This is a genomic window from Mycobacterium sp. (assembly GCF_025965855.1).
GTDB lineage: Bacteria > Actinomycetota > Actinomycetes > Mycobacteriales > Mycobacteriaceae > Mycobacterium.
In genome coordinates this window covers 1-17,540 of sequence record NZ_JAOPWB010000001.1, presented here as the reverse complement: position 1 = coordinate 17,540, position 17,540 = coordinate 1, and the positions used below count along the sequence as shown (strand labels likewise).

At 69.0% G+C, this 17,540-nt stretch carries 18 protein-coding genes; 10 read left to right on the top strand and 8 right to left on the bottom strand.

Annotated features, from left to right (window positions below; all coding sequences use genetic code 11):
* A partial coding sequence (locus tag JWP83_RS00090; protein WP_297724317.1) for a dihydroxy-acid dehydratase occupies positions 1–995 on the top strand: 995 nt, incomplete at its 5' end.
* A 66-nt stretch (positions 996–1,061) separates the two neighbouring features.
* On the opposite strand, the gene JWP83_RS00085 is transcribed toward JWP83_RS00090, so the two are convergent.
* Entirely contained in the window at positions 1,062–1,502 is a 441-nt protein-coding gene (locus JWP83_RS00085; RefSeq protein WP_297724313.1) for an SPW repeat protein, read from the bottom strand.
* 160 nt (positions 1,503–1,662) lie between these two features.
* On the opposite strand from JWP83_RS00085, the gene JWP83_RS00080 reads away from it, so the two are divergent.
* On the top strand, positions 1,663–2,646 hold the full coding sequence (locus JWP83_RS00080) for a nitronate monooxygenase (RefSeq protein WP_297724309.1): 984 nt from the start codon (positions 1,663–1,665) through the stop codon (positions 2,644–2,646).
* A gap of 5 nt (positions 2,647–2,651) precedes the next feature.
* Here the strand turns inward: JWP83_RS00080 and JWP83_RS00075 are convergent, their stop codons facing one another.
* Complete coding sequence (locus tag JWP83_RS00075) at positions 2,652–3,311, bottom strand: O-methyltransferase (RefSeq protein ID WP_297724307.1); 660 nt, start codon at positions 3,309–3,311, stop codon at positions 2,652–2,654.
* Positions 3,312–3,405: 94 nt separating this feature from the next.
* On the opposite strand from JWP83_RS00075, the gene JWP83_RS00070 reads away from it, so the two are divergent.
* On the top strand, positions 3,406–3,552 hold the full coding sequence (locus tag JWP83_RS00070; RefSeq protein ID WP_297724305.1) for a metallothionein: 147 nt from the start codon (positions 3,406–3,408) through the stop codon (positions 3,550–3,552).
* A gap of 35 nt (positions 3,553–3,587) precedes the next feature.
* On the opposite strand, the gene JWP83_RS00065 is transcribed toward JWP83_RS00070, so the two are convergent.
* The 4 genes from JWP83_RS00065 to JWP83_RS00050 are packed head-to-tail and all read right to left on the bottom strand — an operon-like array spanning position 3,588 to position 7,842.
* Positions 3,588–5,705, bottom strand: a complete 2,118-nt coding sequence (locus tag JWP83_RS00065) for a beta-glucosidase (protein WP_297724300.1) — start codon at positions 5,703–5,705, stop codon at positions 3,588–3,590.
* The gene (locus tag JWP83_RS00060; protein WP_297724297.1) at positions 5,702–6,211 is read right to left on the bottom strand and encodes a TIGR04338 family metallohydrolase; all 510 of its coding nucleotides are present in this window, start codon (positions 6,209–6,211) and stop codon (positions 5,702–5,704) included. The genes JWP83_RS00065 and JWP83_RS00060 overlap by 4 nt, the downstream gene beginning before the upstream one ends.
* Positions 6,208–6,957 (bottom strand): DUF2786 domain-containing protein, encoded by a 750-nt coding sequence (locus JWP83_RS00055; RefSeq protein WP_297724294.1) that lies wholly within the window; start codon positions 6,955–6,957, stop codon positions 6,208–6,210. Before JWP83_RS00055 ends, JWP83_RS00060 begins: the two co-directional genes overlap by 4 nt.
* A 45-nt stretch (positions 6,958–7,002) precedes the next feature.
* The gene (locus tag JWP83_RS00050; RefSeq protein ID WP_297724290.1) at positions 7,003–7,842 is read right to left on the bottom strand and encodes an alpha/beta hydrolase; all 840 of its coding nucleotides are present in this window, start codon (positions 7,840–7,842) and stop codon (positions 7,003–7,005) included.
* On the opposite strand from JWP83_RS00050, the gene JWP83_RS00045 reads away from it, so the two are divergent.
* Together JWP83_RS00045 and JWP83_RS00040 are read left to right on the top strand one after the other, a co-directional pair.
* Positions 7,790–8,896 (top strand): sigma-70 family RNA polymerase sigma factor, encoded by a 1,107-nt coding sequence (locus JWP83_RS00045; protein ID WP_297724287.1) that lies wholly within the window; start codon positions 7,790–7,792, stop codon positions 8,894–8,896. The two genes, JWP83_RS00050 and JWP83_RS00045, sit on opposite strands and share 53 nt — an antisense overlap.
* Positions 8,897–8,898: 2 nt before the next feature.
* Positions 8,899–10,272 (top strand): alpha/beta hydrolase domain-containing protein, encoded by a 1,374-nt coding sequence (locus tag JWP83_RS00040; protein ID WP_297724284.1) that lies wholly within the window; start codon positions 8,899–8,901, stop codon positions 10,270–10,272.
* 9 nt (positions 10,273–10,281) lie between these two features.
* Here the strand turns inward: JWP83_RS00040 and JWP83_RS00035 are convergent, their stop codons facing one another.
* Positions 10,282–11,133 (bottom strand): LysR family transcriptional regulator, encoded by an 852-nt coding sequence (locus JWP83_RS00035; protein WP_297724282.1) that lies wholly within the window; start codon positions 11,131–11,133, stop codon positions 10,282–10,284.
* Positions 11,134–11,307: 174 nt separating this feature from the next.
* Here JWP83_RS00035 and JWP83_RS00030 point away from each other — a divergent pair, with 174 nt between their 5' ends.
* A complete protein-coding gene (locus tag JWP83_RS00030) occupies positions 11,308–12,258 on the top strand; it encodes a DMT family transporter (RefSeq protein ID WP_297724325.1) in 951 nt (316 codons plus the stop codon).
* On the opposite strand, the gene JWP83_RS00025 is transcribed toward JWP83_RS00030, so the two are convergent.
* The gene (locus JWP83_RS00025; RefSeq protein WP_297724279.1) at positions 12,229–13,377 is read right to left on the bottom strand and encodes a dihydrodipicolinate reductase; all 1,149 of its coding nucleotides are present in this window, start codon (positions 13,375–13,377) and stop codon (positions 12,229–12,231) included. The genes JWP83_RS00030 and JWP83_RS00025 overlap by 30 nt on opposite strands.
* A gap of 105 nt (positions 13,378–13,482) precedes the next feature.
* On the opposite strand from JWP83_RS00025, the gene JWP83_RS00020 reads away from it, so the two are divergent.
* From JWP83_RS00020 to JWP83_RS00005, 4 genes are all read left to right on the top strand, one after another.
* A complete protein-coding gene (locus JWP83_RS00020) occupies positions 13,483–14,307 on the top strand; it encodes a MarR family transcriptional regulator (RefSeq protein ID WP_297724322.1) in 825 nt (274 codons plus the stop codon).
* 14 nt (positions 14,308–14,321) lie between these two features.
* Entirely contained in the window at positions 14,322–15,047 is a 726-nt protein-coding gene (locus JWP83_RS00015; RefSeq protein WP_297724276.1) for a pirin-like bicupin family protein, read from the top strand.
* Between the two features lie 47 nt (positions 15,048–15,094).
* Entirely contained in the window at positions 15,095–16,489 is a 1,395-nt protein-coding gene (locus JWP83_RS00010) for a YhgE/Pip domain-containing protein (protein WP_297724273.1), read from the top strand.
* A 79-nt stretch (positions 16,490–16,568) separates the two neighbouring features.
* On the top strand, positions 16,569–17,540 hold a 972-nt coding region (locus tag JWP83_RS00005), incomplete at its 3' end, for a hypothetical protein (protein WP_297724319.1).

Sequence of the window (17,540 nt, the reverse complement as noted above, 5' to 3'; positions counted from 1 at the left end):
GCCGCCGCGACGGGTTCGCGCGCCGCAGCGGCCAGGCCGTCGTCGAGCTGCTGCGGCGCGGCATCACCGCCCGCGACATCCTCACGAGGGAGGCCTTCGAGAACGCGATCGCGGTGGTGATGGCCTTCGGCGGCTCGACCAACGCGGTGCTGCACCTGCTGGCCATCGCCCGCGAGGCCGACGTCGCGCTGTCGCTGGACGACTTCAGCCGGATCGGGTCGAAGGTGCCGCACCTGGCCGACGTGAAGCCGTTCGGCCGCCACGTCATGTCCGATGTCGACCGCATCGGCGGCGTCCCGGTGGCGATGAAGGCGCTGCTGGACGCTGGCCTTTTACACGGCGATTGCCTGACGGTGACCGGTCAGACAATGGCCGAGAACCTGGCCGCCATCGCCCCTCCGGACCCGGACGGCAAGGTGCTGCGGGCGCTCAACAACCCGATCCACCCGACCGGGGGGATCACCATCCTGCGCGGATCGCTGGCTCCCGAGGGCGCGGTGGTCAAGACGGCCGGCTTCGACTCCGACGTGTTCGAAGGCACGGCAAGGGTTTTCGATGGCGAGCGGGCCGCGCTGGACGCCCTCGAGGACGGCACCATCACCAAGGGCGACGCCGTGGTGATCCGCTACGAGGGTCCCAAGGGCGGCCCTGGGATGCGCGAGATGCTCGCCATCACCGGCGCGATCAAGGGCGCCGGGCTCGGCAAGGACGTGCTGCTGCTCACCGACGGCCGGTTCTCCGGCGGCACCACCGGTTTGTGCGTGGGACACATCGCCCCGGAGGCGGTCGACGGCGGACCGATCGCCCTATTGCGCGACGGTGACCGGATCCGGCTGGACGTGGCCGGCCAGACCCTGGACGTGCTGACCGATCCGGCCGAATTCGAGGCCCGGCGAAGGGATTTCAAGCCCCCCGAGCCGCGTTACAAGACCGGGGTGCTGGCCAAGTACGTCAAATTGGTGAGCTCGGCGGCGATCGGCGCGGTCTGCGGGTAGACCTCCCCGACCGTGAGGGGCCGGCCGGGGAGAGCGAATGGGGTTCTGGCTTAACTGATTTCGAGACTACGCGTGGGTGGCCACCTCCCGTGTGCGCATGCCGAAGTAGGTGGCGTTGAGGCCTAGGAAGGTCAGCAAGCCACCCGCCACAACGTTCGACCAGATCATGCCGGCGGTCGGCGCGAAGCCCGGCAGGACCCACAGCGCGACGATGACCCACGCGCCCAGCACCGGCAGCGTCCACGTCATGCCGTGCGCGCGGTCCAGTGTCGTCGCGAACCCATACGCCAAGAACGCCGCCGCGATCCCGGCGATGAGGTCAATCGTGGCCAGCGAAGCCGTCCCGCTGAATCCCACGATCCACGGTGACGCAGCCACATACAGGGCCGTCAGCAGGGCCAGGCCGAAGGTGACATGTGCGCTCATCGACTCAGCGACCCGCTCGTAGCGGGCACGCAGAGCTAATAAATCGGGATGGTGATCGATTGATGAATGGACTGTACTCATTTTGCAACCTTTCTGTTACACAGCAGGCAAATTAGGCTCGGGGGTTAACGACCCATCTAGCCCAACATTACGCTCGATCGCCGCACGCCAGCAACGAAAATCCGGGCGCTGCGAGCCGCGAGCGGCGGCCCGAACAACCCGCCGCGTAGCGTGGCAGGACATGGACATCGGGGACCGGCTGCGGCTCGATGTCCCGGTTGGGCAGGCCGGAATGGGCGGCGGCCTGGCGCGCGCGTCGCTGGCCGCCGCGGTAGCCAACGCGGGCGGCCTCGGAACCCTGGGCATCGCCACCCCTCGCCAGCTACGAGCGTCGATCGACCAGGTGCGCGAGCGGGCGCCCGGGCGCGCGGTCGCGGTAAACCTGTTGATGCCCTTCGTCCGTCGCCACCACGTCGCTGTCTGCGTTGACGCCGGCGTGGACGCCGTCGTGCTGGCGTTCGGCGAAAGGCGCGGGCTCGTCGCGCACCTGCGTGACGCCGGGATCTTCGTCTTCGTGATGATCGGCACCGAAGCGCAGGCGCTCGCCGCGATCGCCTGGGGCGCGGACGGTTTGATCGCCCAGGGACGCCAGGCCGGCGGGCACCTCGTCGGAACCATGCCGGCCCTGGACTTCCTGCCCCATGCCCTGCGGGCGGCCGGGAAGCGTCCGGTGTTTCTGGCCGGCGGCATCGCCACCGCCGCCGATACGCGCGCCGCCCTGGATGCCGGCGCCAGCGGCGTCATCGCCGGCACGCGATTCCTGCTGACTCACGAGGCCAACGCGAACCGGGAGTATCAGCGACGAGTCATGCGGGCGGACAAGACCATCGAAACGAATCTGTTCGGCCTGAGCTGGCCGCTGCGCCACCGCGTCGTGCCCAACGCGGCAACCCGCCGGTGGTGCGGCGACGACGGGAAGGCCAAGGTACTGCCCGCCGCCCTCAACGCGGCCAGCCGCCCGCTGTCGATGTTCGGTTATTTCGACGCGGGCGCGCTGATGCGGCTGCAGTCGGCGGCCCGCCCCTTCTTCACCCCGCTGGCGCCGGTGGCCGGGGTGCCCGATTCCTGGTTGGACGGCGCCGCCCTGTATGCCGGCGAAACCGCGCTGCGGATCGGCGAACTCACCTCCGCCGGGCAGGCCGTCAGGGACCTCACCCCGCGCTGACGCCCTTAGCGCACCAACGCGAGCGCGAAGCCGTCCCAGTGCTTCGCCCCGACCGTCTGGATCACCGCGGTGTCCAGCCGCGGGTGCTCGCCCATCAACTGCAGCGTCTGGCGCGTCGCCCGCACTCTGGCATCACCGGAGTCGGGATCCAGGATCCTGCCTTCGCGAATGACGTTGTCCAGCACAATAACTGAACCGGGACGAGCCAGCCGGACTGCCCACTGAAGGTATGCGGCGTAGTTCTCCTTGTCGGCGTCGATGAACACCAGGTCGAAGGGGGCACCGCTCAGCGTCGGCAACGTGTCCAGCGCGGCGCCGACCACCACCTCCACGCGGTCGGCCACCCCGGCGCGTTGCAGGTTGGCCCGCGCGACCTCGGCGTGCTTGGGCTCGTATTCCAGGGTCACCACCCGTCCCTGCGGGCCCGCGCCGCGCGCCAGCCAGATGGTGCTGAAGCCACCAAGTGTGCCGACCTCGAGGATGCGGCGCGCCTGGATTGCACCGGCCAGCAGGCACAGGAATTTGCCCTGCTGGGCCGAGACGGCGATTTGAGGCAGCCCGGCCTCGTCGCTGGCGTGTAGCGCCGCGGCCAGGGCCGGATCGTCGCCAACCACAGCGCTGTCCAAGAATGCGTCGACGTCTTGTGGGGTTGGTTGTTCCGTCATGCCGCCCACGCTAGCCGAAAATATTTACGGGATACCCGTATGGGGTATATAGTGGGGCGTGCGAGTTCACGATGAGAGAGAAGGGTGATTCGAAATGGCAACCTACGACGCAGGAACCCTGTTGACGTGTGGCCACGAGGGCTGCGGATGTCGCGTCCGCATCGAGGCTCCCTGCCACTGCTCCGGCGCGGGTGAGCCGTACGGCTGCACCTGCGGCGACGAGCTGACCCCGCTCGAGTAGCCGCGGCACGCCGGTCGTGCGTCCGGGCCTCGCTATCAGCGCCCGAACGCGCGACCGGCCAGCTCGACCCCGGCTTCCAGCCGGAGGCCTACCGCCGAGGCGCCCACGGCCACCGCGTAACCGCCGGGTTTGACGCGCCAGGTTCGCGCGCCACCGTCGTAGCGGGCGAGCAGGCGCGGATCGGCCTCGATGAGCACCCGGCGGGTCTCGCCCGGTTCGAGCTCCACCCGCTGGAATCCCAGCAGCCGTAGGCACCGCTCCCCGGGGGCCGCGGTCAGATAGAGCTGCGGCACGTCGGCCCCGCCGCGGTCGCCGACATTGACCACGGTGAGGCTCGCCGTGACGGTCTCACCGCCGGTCACCTCCAGGTCCCGGTATTCAAAGCTGGTGTAGGACAGGCCATGACCGAACGCGAACATCGGCGCCACGCCGCTCCTGGCGAACCAGCGATAGCCGACGTCGGCCCCTTCGAAGTAGTCAATCGTGGTCGGTGTCCCCCAAGAACTGCCCGGGTCGGGCAGCTCCGGCCGCGGCGTCTGCCCCAGGTCGACGGGGAAGGTGATCGGAAGGCGGCCCGACGGATTAACCTGGCCGGCAAGGATTTCCGCGATCGCTCGGCCACCGGCTTGACCCGGGTACCAGGCCTGCACGACGGCGTTCGCCGAGTCCCGCCAGGGCATGGCCACCGGGTTGCCGGTCTCCAGCACCACGACGGTGTTCGGGTTGACGGCCGACACCGCGGCGATCAGCGCGTCCTGGCCCCACGGCAGCGAGAGATCGGCAGAGTCGAAGCCCTCCCCTTCGGCGCGAACGGCGAACACGACGGCGATGTCGGCTCGCCGCGCCGCCCGCACCGCCTCCGCCGGGCTGACGCCGGGATCGAACACGATCTGCGCATGGGGAAGTTGGCTACGCAGCTCGCTCAGCGGGCTCGACGGCAGCAGGTACAGGTTGCGTAACGCCGCCTCCAGGCCCGGGCCGCCGATCGAGACCACACCGGCGTAGCCGCCCGGTGGAACGACGGCGCTCGAACCGTAGCCGGCCGCGACACCCAGCTGCGCGTAGCCGCCGATGACGGCGATGCGCGCCGCGGACTCGGGCGCGATCGGCAAAACCCCGCGGTTGGCCAGCAGCACGATTCCCTGTCGTGCGATTTGCAACGCAATCTCGTTGTGCGCGTCCAGGTCCGGTGCCGACGCGGTCTCGTGCCGGTCGATTCCGACCGCGAACATCGACCGCAGGATCCGCCGGACCATGTCCGACAGACGCGCCCCGGGCAGCCTGCCGTCGGCATACGCGGCGCGCAGCGGCTCGCCGAACGCCTCCGCCTGCCACAGCAGTGCGTCGATCTGCGCGCCGCACTCCTGGTCCAGGCCGGCGAGCGCACATTGCCAGCTGGGCGTTCCGCCCCAGTCGGACATGACCCAACCGCGGTATCCCCAGGCGCCTTTCAGCACCTGATTGATCAAGATGTTGTTAGCGGCGGCGTAGTCGCCGTTGACCTTGTTGTAGGCCGCCATCACGGCGCCGGGCGAAGAGCGCTCGATGGCGATCTCGAAGGCCAGCAGGTCGGATTCGCGGTGCGCGTCGGGATCGATGACCGCGTTCAGCCAGTGCCGGTTGGTCTCGTTGCAGTTCAGCGAGTAGTGCTTGACCGTCGATATGACGCCGTGGCGCTGCATCCCGTTGACCGACTCGGCGGCGATCGCCGCGGTCAAAAGCGGGTCCTCGGAAAGGTATTCGAAGTTGCGGCCGTTGCGCGGGTCGCGCGCGAGGTTCATCGCCCCGGCGAGCTGCACGTTGAATCCGCGGCTGCGCGCCTCCCGGCCGATCACGTCGCCGGCGGAGCGGGCCAGCGCCGGGTCGAAGCCGGCGGCCAGCGCCAGCCCGGCCGGCAACGCGGTGGCCGTGTCACCCGGGCGGCAGCCTGGGTTGGTGACGCCGAGGCCGGCGTCGCTCATCAGCAACGCCGGGACGCCGAGCCGCGGAATCCCGGGCACGTACCCGGCGCTCATCGGGACGCCCGGCGGGATGCGTTCATCCTTCAGCGGCCACAGCTCGCTGGCCCCCATCACCCCGACAATCAGCGAGAACCGCTCGTCGTCGGTCATCCGGGCTTCGACCTCGCGCGCCCGAACGTCGGGGTCGCTCACCGCACGCCCTCTTTGGCGTACACGACACGCAGCACGTGGCCCAGTTCCGGACCCATCACCAGCTCCGCCAACTCACAGATCGTGGCGACGAACTCCGGGCCGTGCGGCGGCCCAGCCTGGCACAGGTGATGCGCCACTTCGTGTAGCACCACCAGCTCGCGCAGCGCCCAGTCGGCGGTATCACGGTCGGGAACCGCGATAGTGCCTGCGCCGTCGCGGTTTTCGTAGTGCGCCGCGGTGGCGGCCCGCCGCGACCGCACGCGCAGCGGCGACACGCCGGGCCAACGTCGGCGCACCGACGCCAACGCGAGCACGTCGTCGACGTAGCGCTGCACGGAGGCAACCGACCCGAATCGCCCCTCCGGCGGGAGCGTCAACCGCGTGCCGAAGAACTCCACCGCGGGCGATCCATGCTCGGCGGCGCGGTCGAACAACGTCCGGACGAACTCCTCAGCCGCGTAAACCCGGGCGCGCTGGGAATCTCGAGGTGCACCGGCCGTTGTCACCGGCGCAATGCGCTCCGCGCGCCGGGCAGTTCTTGGCTGTCCGAAAGCCGCGCCCGCCGGCCGGCCCGGTCACCCGCGCGGCGAGCCGCCGACGAATACCCCGCCGACGCCCGATGGGCTTGCCAGGTGCCGCGCGCCTTCGAGGTGCTGCGGTAGTAGTCGCGCAGCTCGAGCTCCTTGTCCCGCAGAGCGATCGCGGTGCCGGGCGGGCGACGGCGGTCCTTGGTGGCCTCGCGCGTGGCCTCCTCGCGGGCCTCCGCCAGGCGCTGACCGACGCGGGACCCGAAGGCGAGCTGGAAGTTCAGACGGGCGGTGATCGTCGGCGTCGGCCGGTGCGCGCCGGAGGCGAGGTAGGCGTCCGACGCCCGCACCATCTGGACGACCAGGCTGGCGTACAGGGCATGGGTCGCGTCGATGTCCTCGGCGAACCCGTACGCGTAAAGGAAGGTCGAGTTCGACGCCACGTCGCAGCGCACCTCATTGGCCGACGCGATCAGCACAAAAAGCTGCACATACGTCCGCAGCCCCCTGGCGCCCGCCGTCCCGATGGTGATGGTGCGCTGCGTCGGGGCCTGCGCGGGCGAGCGCTTGGCCGCGTGCGACCGCGCCACCGCGAGGTCGATGGAGGCCGCCGTCGCCAGCCGCTGCGCGGCGCTCATGAAGGCGTCCGCCTCGTGCGAGTTGTCGGTGCCTTCGGCCTGACGCAGCAGCGCGGCGATGCGAGCCAGTATTTTGTCGTCGGTCATGGGGCCAAAACTACGGCAGCGGTGCGACAGTTTGCCGACAGCCGCTCAGAGTCGTTTGGAGATCCAGGAGACCACGTCGCCGAGCACCTGATCGCGCTCCGGCTCGTTGAAGACCTCGTGGTACAGGCCGGGGTAGACCTTCAGCTCGACGTCGGCGGAGCCCACGCATTCGACCAGGCGGCGGCTGCCGTCGACGGGGATGAGCCGGTCGTCGGAGCCGTGCACCACCAGCAGCGGCGCCGTCAATGCCGGTGCGCGCTGCGGCATGGTCTCGCCGACCTCGAGCAGCGCCCGCCCGACGCCGGCCGGGACTTTCCCGTGGTACACGAGCGGATCCGCGTTGTAGGCCGCCACCACCGCGGGATCCCTCGAGATGGCGTCGACGTCGAGTTCCTGCACCGGAAGGCCGGGCACGAGAACGCCGAGCACCTTCGCGGCCAGGACCATCAGCGGCGACACCAGCTCCTGGGCCGCCACCGCCGGCGCCGAGAGCACCATCATGTCGTAGTTGTCGGGGCGCTCGACGCCGTAGGCGAACACGATCCCGCCGCCCATGCTGTGCCCGAGGACGATGCACTTGAGGCCGGGATGCTCCCGGGTGGCGATGCCGACCAGGGTGTCGAAATCGGCGGTGTACTCGGAAATGTCCCGCACCAGCATCCGCTTGCCGCCGGAGCGGCCGTGCCCTCGGTGGTCCAGCGCGTAGGTGACCAGCCCCGCGCCGCCGAAGCACTGCGCGACGTGGTCGTAGCGGCGGGCGTACTCGCCGAGCCCGTGGGACAGCACGACCACGGCCCGCGGCGCGGTGTCCGGCGTCCACACGTCGTAGACGATGCGCACGCCGCCGAGGCCGTCGAAAGCTCGTTCAGCGCGGGTTGTCATCACTCGGCAGCGTAGTGGCTCACGGGTCGCCCGGTGTCGGAGACACTGCGTAGGCTCATTCCGTGTGAAGCTGCTCACGGAAGACTCTCAGGGCGGACCGGCGGTCGGCGGGGACTTCTCGACCGATGCCGAGCCCTACCGTCGCGAATTGCTCGCGCACTGCTACCGGATGACCGGGTCGCTGCACGACGCCGAGGATCTGGTGCAGGAGACCCTGCTGCGGGCCTGGAAGGCCTACGACCGTTTCGAAGGCAAGTCATCGATGCGGACCTGGTTGCACCGCATCGCCACCAACACCTGCCTGACCGCGCTGGAGGGCCGGCAGCGCCGGCCGTTGCCCACGGGGCTGGGGTCCCCCAGCTCGGACCCGACCGCGGAGCTGGTGGAACGCCGCGAAGTGCCCTGGCTGGAACCGTTGCCCGAGCCGGCGGACGATCCGGCGGATCCGTCGGTCATCGTGGGGTCACGCGAGTCGGTGCGGTTGGCGTTTGTCGCGGCGCTGCAGTACCTTTCACCCCGGCAACGGGCGGTGTTGCTGCTGCGCGACGTGCTGCAGTGGAAGGCCGCCGAGGTGGCCGAGGCGATCGGTACCACCACGATCGCGGTCAACAGCCTGCTGCAGCGGGCCCGTACCCAGCTCGAGGCCGTCCAGCCCAGCTCCAGCGACCGGCTGACGCCGCCGGATTCGCCGGAGGCCCAGGACCTGCTGGATCGCTACATCGAGGCGTTCGAGGCCTACGACATCGACCGGTTGGTCGAGCTGTTCACCGCCGAGGCGATCTGGGAGATGCCGCCGTATGCCGGCTGGTACCGGGGCCCGCGGGACATCATCACGCTCATTCACCAGCAGTGCCCCGCCGAAAATCCCGGGGACATGCGCCTCCTCCCCGTGGCCGCCAACGGCCAGCCGGGCGCGGCCATGTACATGCGCGAGGGTGACGTGCACGTGCCCTTTCAATTGCACGTGCTCGACATCAGCGACGGCCGGGTATCTCGGGTGGTGGCGTTCCTCGACGACAGCCTGTTCGCGAAATTCGGGTTGCCCAGTACCGTCTGACGATGCCGAATCCCCCGCTCGTCACACCCGCGCCCGGGCGGCCGCTCCTGTTGTTGGGCGGTTTCGACATCGGCGCGCTGGGCTACGCCGCCGAGGAGTTCTTCATCTCCGGAACGGCCACGTCCTACACGCCCACAACCGAGTTGGGTCGCGACGGCAGGTGGAACGTAACGCCCAGTGGCACCGCCGAATACAGCACGCGGATGGTGGTGCTGACCCCGACCGATCCGGCCAGCTTCAACGGGACGGTGCTCGTGGAATGGCTCAACGTGAGCGGCGGCATCGACGCTCCGGCCGTGTGGATGATGGCGCATCGCGAAATCCTTCGCGCGGGCTACGCCTACGTCGCGGTCTCGGCCCAGCGGGTGGGGGTGGAGGGCGGCGCGAGCCTGCTCGGCGCGGACATGTCCTTGAAGAGCCAGCATCCGCAGCGCTATGCCGCCCTGTGCCACCCGGGCGACGAGTACTCCTATGACATCTTTTCCCAGACGTGCGAACTCGTCCGCACCGGCACGCTGGGCGATCTGCGCGTGCAGCACGTGGTCGCCGTGGGCGAGTCGCAATCGGCGATGTTCCTGACGACCTACGTCAACGCCGTCGATCCGATCGCCCAACGCTACGACGGCTTCCTGGTGCATTCGCGGTTCGGGTCGGCCGCACCGCTGGACGGCACTTCCATCTTCGACGAATCGCAGGACGGCTTGCCTGAGGCGGTCGCGTTCCGCACCGACCTGCGCGTCCCGCTGGTCACGATCATCACCGAGACCGACCTGTTCGGCGGCCCCCGGGACGGCTATTACTCCGCGAGGCAGCCCGACAACCAGTGCCTCCGGGTGTGGGAGATCGCCGGTGCCGCGCACGCCGACAACTACACGATCCAGGTGGCGCCGATCGACAGCGGCTCCGCATCGCTCGATGCCATCGTGGCCGGCTACGCGCCGACCAACATGCTGATGGGTCGGCAGCTGGGGCACTACATCAACTTCGCCGCGCTGAACACGTGGGTCCGCACCGGCGAGCCGGCGCCCACGGCCCCACCCATCCAGGTCCGCGAAGGCGATCCGCCCCGGCCCGTCCTGGATCCCAACGGCCTCGCCCGGGGCGGCGTCAGGACCCCGTGGGTGGACGTCCCGATCGCCCGGACGTCCGGCCTTCCCGGCTCAGGAGCCGATGAGCAGAGCATCATGGCGGCGATCTTCGGCTCCGGCGAACCGTTCGACGCGCCGACGTTGGGCCAGCTCTATCCGGGCGGCGCCGGGCAGTACCTCGACGGCTTCACGGCGGCGCTCGACGGGGCGATTCAGTCCGGGTTCATCCTGCCGGTCGACCGTGCCGAGATCCTCCAGCTCGCCGCCGCAACATACCCCCAGAACTGAAGAGCGCGTTCAATTTTCGGCGGCCAGCACGTCACGAACCGCGGCATCGGCGGCGCTCAGCAGATCCGGGTCTATGCCGGCGCGGCCGCGAACCAATACCGTGGCGCAGTTGGCCGCCGGCAGGCCCTCGGCCGGGCACAGGCCATCGGGAAGCTTTCCGATCATCGGCAGCAGCGCCAACCCGAGCCCCGATCGGACCGCCGCGTAAAGCCCTGACAGGTCACCGGATTCGGCGGCGATCTCGTAGGCGATGCCGTGTTTCTCGAGGATCGAGAAGGCCGGCTCGCGCAACGTGCACGGCTCGGCAAAGTTCACCAACGGCAGCGGGTCGCCCCTGCGGGCTACGAATGTCCGCGCCGAAACCCACCTCAGCTGTACGACTCCCGACGCATTGGCACGATCCAACCCCGACCCGTCGAGCATGATCGCCAGGTCCAGCAGCCCCCGGTCGATCGCGTCCGCCAGTGAGACATTGCGGTCGAGCCGGAAGCGTGGCCGCTGGTCCGGAAGCCGCTCACGCAGGACGGTGGTGAGGGCGGGCAGCATCACGTCCGCGCCGTGCTCGGTGGCCCCGATCGTCAGCAGCTTGTTTTCCGTGGCACCCAGGTCGTCGAGCGCCGCGTCGTGCGCCGCCAGGATCGCGCGGGCATGCCGCAGCACCCTCCGACCGATCTCGGTGAACAAGACGCCCCGACCGGAGCGTTCCACCACCGGCTCGCCGACCACACTCTCCACTTTGCGCAGATGCTGGCTGACCGCGGACTGGCTAAGGTGCAGCGCGGCGGCCGCCCGGTGGAACCCTCCGCAGTCGGCGACCGCGACGAGGCTGCGCAGCGGGGCGATATCGAGGACCTGAGCCATGCCCACGAATCCTAGTTCGATCAGGAAGCGTGATCAATCGATTCGGCCTATTACCTGTAAATTCTTCTGATCACGGGTGGTGCGATAAGCAATCGTGATCGATTGCGATCGCTAATAATCGTTGGACGGCATGGGTCGGCGTCGGCGAGCATGGGTGGCATGGACTCGCCGCGCATGCCATTGACCACCGTTTCGGCGGTCACTCTCACCTACGCGATCGGTTATCCCATCGGAGCGCTCGCGGTGGCGGCGATGACCCCGATGGCCGTCTTGGTGCTGCGATTCGGCTTGGCCGCAATCATTCTCGCGTCCTGGGCGACTCTTGCCAGAGCGGCGTGGCCGCGCGGCGCTCAGTTCGGTCACGTCGTGGTCGCGGGTCTGCTCATCCAGGCCGTGCAATTCTGCTGCCTCTACGAGGCGCTTCTGCTCGGCGCCCCGGCGGTGCTCTGCGCGGTGGTCGTCGCGATGAATCCCGTCACCACGGCGATCCTGGCCGCGACGTTCCTGCGAGAGCCGCTCGGCTCGCGGCGGGTAGCCGCCCTGGTCCTCGGGGTCGTCGCCGTGCTCGCCGCATGCGCCAAAAGGGTGATGAGCACGCACGGCATCGACCCGGTCATCGCGCTGCTTTTGGTTGCGCTGCTTGGCCTTTCGGCCGGCGGCGTGTACCAACAGCGGTATTGCGCCGGCGTTGACTTCCGCGCGATGAGCGCGGTGCAAAATGCCGTGGCGCTCGTTCCCGCGACAGCGCTGGCGCTCCTCACGCCCTTCGCCGTGCACGACGCGGCCAAAGCCACCGTCGCGATCAGCGGCATGGTGCTGCTCAACGCCACGCTGGCGGTCAGCATCTACCTGCGCGCCATCAGCCTGCACGGGGCAGCGGCGGTGGCGATGCTGTTCGCCGTCATTCCCGCGGCCGCCGCGGTGCTGTCCTGGCTGATACTCGGGGAGCGCCCGGATATCGGTGTCGCGATCGGCCTGCTCGCCGGGGGCGTCGCGTGCTGGCTCAACAGCGGGACGTCGCGCCGGCGCCGCGCGGCGCCCGCGGTGGCCCCCGCCCGAGCTGGTCACCTGTTCGGCCCCCGCGTACCCGGTCGGTCAGAACTGAAAGAGGCGGCTGTCCGGTGACGGTCCGCCGACCGGGCGGACCAGGCCGGCGCCTGTGATCAGCGGCAGGTCCAGCGCGGACAGCAGGCCGGGCGCAGCGGCGCACACCGCGGGGATGGCGTTGACCATCCGCGACGCCCCGGCGACCCGCGCGCCGAGGTCGTGGTCGTGGTCCTCGGCCATCTCGAACTCGCAGCGCATGCTCGGGGATCCCTCGATCTCGACGCGGTAGAGCCCGCGGCCGGACGCCGGGCCGTAGCCGAGGTCCTTCGGCGGGATGGAGATGTGCGGCTGGGGCCAGTCCGGCGCGAGGTCGTCGCGCATCCGCGTCACGTGGTCGAGGACGAAAGTCGGCTTCTTGCCGACATATCCGGTCAGCGTGGAGCGCATTGCCGCGATCGTCCCCGCCGCGATGTGACCGGTGGGCGTGTCGAAAGACTCGGTGGCGGGGATCCTTTCGTTGCTCTCCTCGATGTGGTCGATCTTGACGCCCAGTCCGGCGGCGAGCTGGTGCAGAACCGGCCCCCAGCCGAAGGTGAAAACCCCGGGCGTCGCCGCGAACGGTGTGAACTCCGGCGGCTTGCCGAACCCGAGGATCTCGTAGACCGCGGCCTTGTCCGGGTAGGTCGCGTAGTTGAACATCTCCGTTACCCGCACCGACTCGATGACTCGCGAGACCCCCGAAAGCACCAGCGGCAGGACGTCATTGGCGAAGCCCGAGTCAATGCCGGTGGTGAAGAACGCCACACCGCCGTCCAGCGCGGCCTGCCGCAACGGATCGGTGAACGCGGCGCCTTCCGACCCTAACCCGTCGGGGAACACCAACGGCACCACCGAACACGACACCACGTTCTTCCCGGCCCGCAGGATCGACACCATGTCCTCGACGGCCTCCAGCGGCCGCAGGTTGGCGCCGGCGGCGTACACCACCACGTCGGCGTCGCCGGCGATCATCGGCGCCGGGTCCCGGGTGGCGACGACCCCGACCGGCGGAATCCCGCACAGCTCTCCGGCGTCGCGGCCCGCCTTGGCGTCGCTGTGCACGACGACGTCGGTTAGCTCCAGCTCCGGATGGTCGATCACCGCGCGCAGGGCGATCACGCCCATGGAACCCGGCCCCCAAACCCCCACCTTGAACACCACATGTCTCCTATTATTAGGACGATTACTCTTACATTTTGGACGGATCGTAGGGAGCTTCGCGTGGGTGAGTCAACCGCCAAATCCCCGCCGACCGTCCGCGTGATGGATGTGCTTGCGGGCCTGGCGGATTCGCCGAACGGGCGCACCTCGGCCGAGGTGGCGAAGGACTGCCGGATCAGCACCTCGACCTGCGCCCTGGTGCTGGCGGAGCTGGAACGGCGCGGCTGGGTGGCGCGGCGCGAGGACCGCCGCTACGTGCTGGGCAGCGGCCTGCTCGGCCTGGTGCATGGACTGCGGACGCAGTTCCCGCTGCTGGACCGCGGGCGTGACGCGCTGCGGTTCTTGCACGACACGCTCGGCGCGGGGTGCTCGATGTCGACGATCGGTGAGCGCCACCTGACCACCGTCGACGCGTTCGGCCACGGCACCGACGGCGAGCACGCCGTCGGGCAGCACTTCCCCATCGACCCGCCGTTCGGCCTGGTCGCGATGGCCTGGCGCGACGACGATTCCGTCGAGGCCTGGCTGCACCGCGTCATGCCACGGCTGACGCGCACCGAAGTGGCCCAACATCAGCGGGTGCTGGCCGACATCCGCGCCCGCGGCTACGGCGCGTGGCGGTTCGACGACACCCACCAGGCGCTACACCACCGACTGGCCGACGTGCTGGCCTCGCTGGAACCCACCGCGCGGGTGACGCGCCAGCTCACCACCCTGATGACCATGGTGACGCTGCAATCGGTCACCGACGTGCTCGAAACCGAGTTGAAGTCAACGGAATTCGTCGTGCTGCCGATCTTCGGCCCGGACGGCCAACCGGAGTACCAGATCGAGATCCACCTGGGTCGCTCGGCCGATCTGACGCTGGCCGCGCTGAACGCCGCGCTGCGGCACGCACAAGGACTGCTCACCGCCGGGCGCGCCTGACTAGGCTGGCGTCCATGCCCCCGACCGTCGAGATCCGGCGCGCGGCCGACCGGGCCGTCACCGCGACGCCCTGGTTGAAATCCCGCCACTCGTTCTCGTTCGGTGACCACTACGATCCCGACAACACGCACCACGGGCTGCTGCTGGTCAACAACGACGACATCGTCGAGCCGCGAACGGGATTCGACACCCACCCGCACCGGGACATGGAGATCGTGACCTGGGTTCTGCGCGGCGAGCTGACCCATCAGGATTCCGCCGGCAACCGCGGGATCATCTATCCCGGCCTGGCCCAACGCATGTCGGCTGGCAGTGGCATCCTGCACTCGGAGAAGAACGATTCCCGCACCGAGCCAGTCCATTTCGTGCAGATGTGGGTTGTCCCCGACGAGACCGGCATCGACCCGAGCTACCAACAGCACGAGATCGACTCCGCGCTGTTGGGCACCGGACTTGTGACCATCGCCTCAGGCATGCCCGGCAATGAGGCCGCCATCACGCTGCACAACCGCAACGCCGCGCTGCACGGCACGCGGCTAGAACCGGGAAACTCCGTGGACCTGCCGCATGCGCCCTACCTGCATCTATTCGTCGCGCGTGGCCGGATCAACGCGGCGGAAATCGGCGACCTCGAGCAGGGCGACGCCGTCCGATTCACCGACGCCGACGGCCCGCGGGTGACGGCGAGCCAGCCGTCGGAGTTGCTGCTCTGGGAGATGCACGCACCGTTGGGCGTTTGAGGGCACCTGGAGACCACATAGAGTGGGCACGACAGACAGGAGCCCGCATGTCTCAATCGCAGCCGCGGCACGCGGCGCCCAACCCCAAGCGGAACATCAAGTCAATTCGCACCGTGCGGTTCTGGGCGCTACCCGTCGTCGTCACGTTGGCGCTGATGTCGGCGCTGTGTGCGCTGTACCTCGGGGGCATCCTGAACCCGATGACCAACCTGCGTCATTTCCCGATCGCCGTGGTGAACGAGGACGCCGGACCATCCGGGGCGCAGATCACCGACGGCCTGGTTGCGGGGTTGGACAAGAACAAGTTCGACGTTCGGGTGGTTTCCCACGACGAGGCGCAGCGACTGCTGGACACCGCCCACGCCTACGGGGAATTGGTCATTCCACCGACCTTCTCGTCCAGTCTTCGCGAGTTCGGGGCCAGCGCGGTCACGCCGGGCCACACGACGCGACCCTCGGTCACCATCCTCACGAACCCGCGCGCGGGCACACTCGGTGCCGGCATCGCCGGCCAGACCCTGACCCAGGCAATGGCCGTGGCCAACAGCAGAGTGGGCCAACGACTTACGGCTGAGGTTGCGGCCGAGACCGGCGGCGCGCCGCTGACCGGCGCGTCGGCGCTGGGCCTCGCCAGCCCGATCGACGTCAAGGCCGGCGTCTACAACGCGCTGCCGAACGGCACCGGCAACGGGCTGTCCGCGTTCTATTTCGCGCTCTTGCTGCTGCTGGCGGGTTTTACCGGCAGCGTCGTGGTCAGCACGCTGGTGGACGCGCTGCTCGGCTATGTGCCTGCGGAATGGGGCCCGGTGTACCGCTTCGCCGAACAGGTCAAAATCTCGCGATTCCAGACGCTGCAGCTCAAATGGGCCATCATGGTGCTGCTCGCGCTACTGACGTCGGCGGTGTACCTGGCCATCGCGCACGGGCTGGGCATGCCCATCCCGCTCGGCTGGCAATTGTGGGCGTACGGGGTGTTCGCGATCATCGCGGTGGGCATCACGTCCAGTTCCTTGCTCTCGGTGCTCGGTTCGATGGGCCTGCTGGTCAGCATGCTGATCTTCGTGATCCTCGGCTTGCCGTCCGCGGGCGCCACCGTCCCGCTGGAGGCCACCCCCTCGTTCTTCCGCTGGCTGGCCGAATTCGAGCCGATGCACCAGGTTTTCCTCGGCGTGCGATCGCTGGTCTATCTCAACGGCCGTGCGGATGCCGGTTTGTCCCAGGCGTTGTGGTTGACGGGGGTCGGCCTGGTCATCGGCCTCCTGCTGGGCGGGATCATCACGCACCTGTACGACCGCAAGGGCTTCCACCGGATCCCGGGGGCGGTCGAGCTGGCGATCGCCGCCGAACACCAGGCGCAGCACCAGGCGCGCCTGAGCAAGCGCGAGAGTGCGGCCGAGAGCACGGCCGACGCTGAGAGCGAAAGTCCAAGCGAGCAAACGTAATTCGAGTGCGGCCCAAGCGTCACGCGTTCGTTATCAATGTTGACAGTGTGACTGGTGTGACTCATGCTATTGATGTTGCATAAACATCAGTGCCGAAAGGTCCATCGTGCTGACGCCCCTCGCCAGCTTGCGCCGGCTGGCGGCGTGCTGCGCTGCCGTGATTGCGTGCGCGGTACCGGCGAGCACCACCGGGCAACCCGTCGCACACGCCGCGGACGGCCGCGACCTGCTGGCCAGCGCCATCGACACGACCAAGGGCGCGTACCTGGTCTACAACTTCGGCCCCGGTCATCCCACCCCGATGCTCAACGCCGGCGGCGGCTGGTACGAGATGAACAACGGCGGGCACCTGATGATCATCAAGAACGCGGCGGGGCGGCTCGCGCCGCACCTGCTGGTGGACAGCCACCAGGGCGATCAGGCGCGCTGCGAGAACAATCCCGCGGCCCGCACCGGCGAAGGACTGTGGCAGGCGTCGGAGGTCTACGCGCCGCTGCAGGCGTGGCAGCGGATGGGACAGCCGACGATCGCGATCAATGCCAACTTCTTTGACATCCGGCCGCAGAAGGGTGGCGCCTGGCGCGAGACCGGCTGCAGCTCACCGCTGGGCGCCTTCGTCGACAACACCCACGGCCAGGGCCGGGCGAACCAGGCGGTCACCGGCACCGCCGCGTATCCGGGCAAGCAGGGCCTCTCCGGCGGCGGCGAGAGCTGGAGTGCCCTGTCGACGATGATCCTGCCGTCGGGCGGTGCGCCGTATGTGTTGCGCGCCAAGAGCCCACAGGACTATGACGTCGCCAGCCCGGTGGTGCAGGACCTGCTGAACAGGAACGAGCGGTTCGTCGCGGTGTCGGGGATCGGCCTGTTGTCCCCCGGCAAGACCGGTCAGCTCAACGACGGCGGTCCCAGCGCGGCGCGAACGGCCCTCGCCTACGCGAAGCAAAAGGACGAGATGTACATCTTCGAGGGCGGCAGCTACACGCCGGACAACATCCAGGACCTGTTCCGCGGCCTGGGCAGCGACACCGCGGTCCTGCTGGACGGCGGCGGG

What these genes read in the sequence shown, in the direction of transcription:
- JWP83_RS00055 (WP_297724294.1), bottom strand. Translation starts at nt 6,957, where the DNA reads ATGACCGACGACAAAATACTGGCTCGCATCGCCGCGCTGCTGCGTCAG.
- JWP83_RS00035 (WP_297724282.1), bottom strand. Translation starts at nt 11,133, where the DNA reads ATGGCTCAGGTCCTCGATATCGCCCCGCTGCGCAGCCTCGTCGCGGTC.
- JWP83_RS00015 (WP_297724276.1), top strand. Translation starts at nt 14,322, where the DNA reads ATGCCCCCGACCGTCGAGATCCGGCGCGCGGCCGACCGGGCCGTCACC.
- JWP83_RS00040 (WP_297724284.1), top strand. Translation starts at nt 8,899, where the DNA reads ATGCCGAATCCCCCGCTCGTCACACCCGCGCCCGGGCGGCCGCTCCTG.
- JWP83_RS00010 (WP_297724273.1), top strand. Translation starts at nt 15,095, where the DNA reads ATGTCTCAATCGCAGCCGCGGCACGCGGCGCCCAACCCCAAGCGGAAC.
- JWP83_RS00045 (WP_297724287.1), top strand. Translation starts at nt 7,790, where the DNA reads ATGCGCACGCCGCCGAGGCCGTCGAAAGCTCGTTCAGCGCGGGTTGTC.
- JWP83_RS00080 (WP_297724309.1), top strand. Translation starts at nt 1,663, where the DNA reads ATGGACATCGGGGACCGGCTGCGGCTCGATGTCCCGGTTGGGCAGGCC.
- JWP83_RS00030 (WP_297724325.1), top strand. Translation starts at nt 11,308, where the DNA reads ATGCCATTGACCACCGTTTCGGCGGTCACTCTCACCTACGCGATCGGT.
- JWP83_RS00070 (WP_297724305.1), top strand. Translation starts at nt 3,406, where the DNA reads ATGGCAACCTACGACGCAGGAACCCTGTTGACGTGTGGCCACGAGGGC.
- JWP83_RS00020 (WP_297724322.1), top strand. Translation starts at nt 13,483, where the DNA reads ATGGATGTGCTTGCGGGCCTGGCGGATTCGCCGAACGGGCGCACCTCG.
- JWP83_RS00085 (WP_297724313.1), bottom strand. Translation starts at nt 1,502, where the DNA reads ATGAGTACAGTCCATTCATCAATCGATCACCATCCCGATTTATTAGCT.
- JWP83_RS00075 (WP_297724307.1), bottom strand. Translation starts at nt 3,311, where the DNA reads ATGACGGAACAACCAACCCCACAAGACGTCGACGCATTCTTGGACAGC.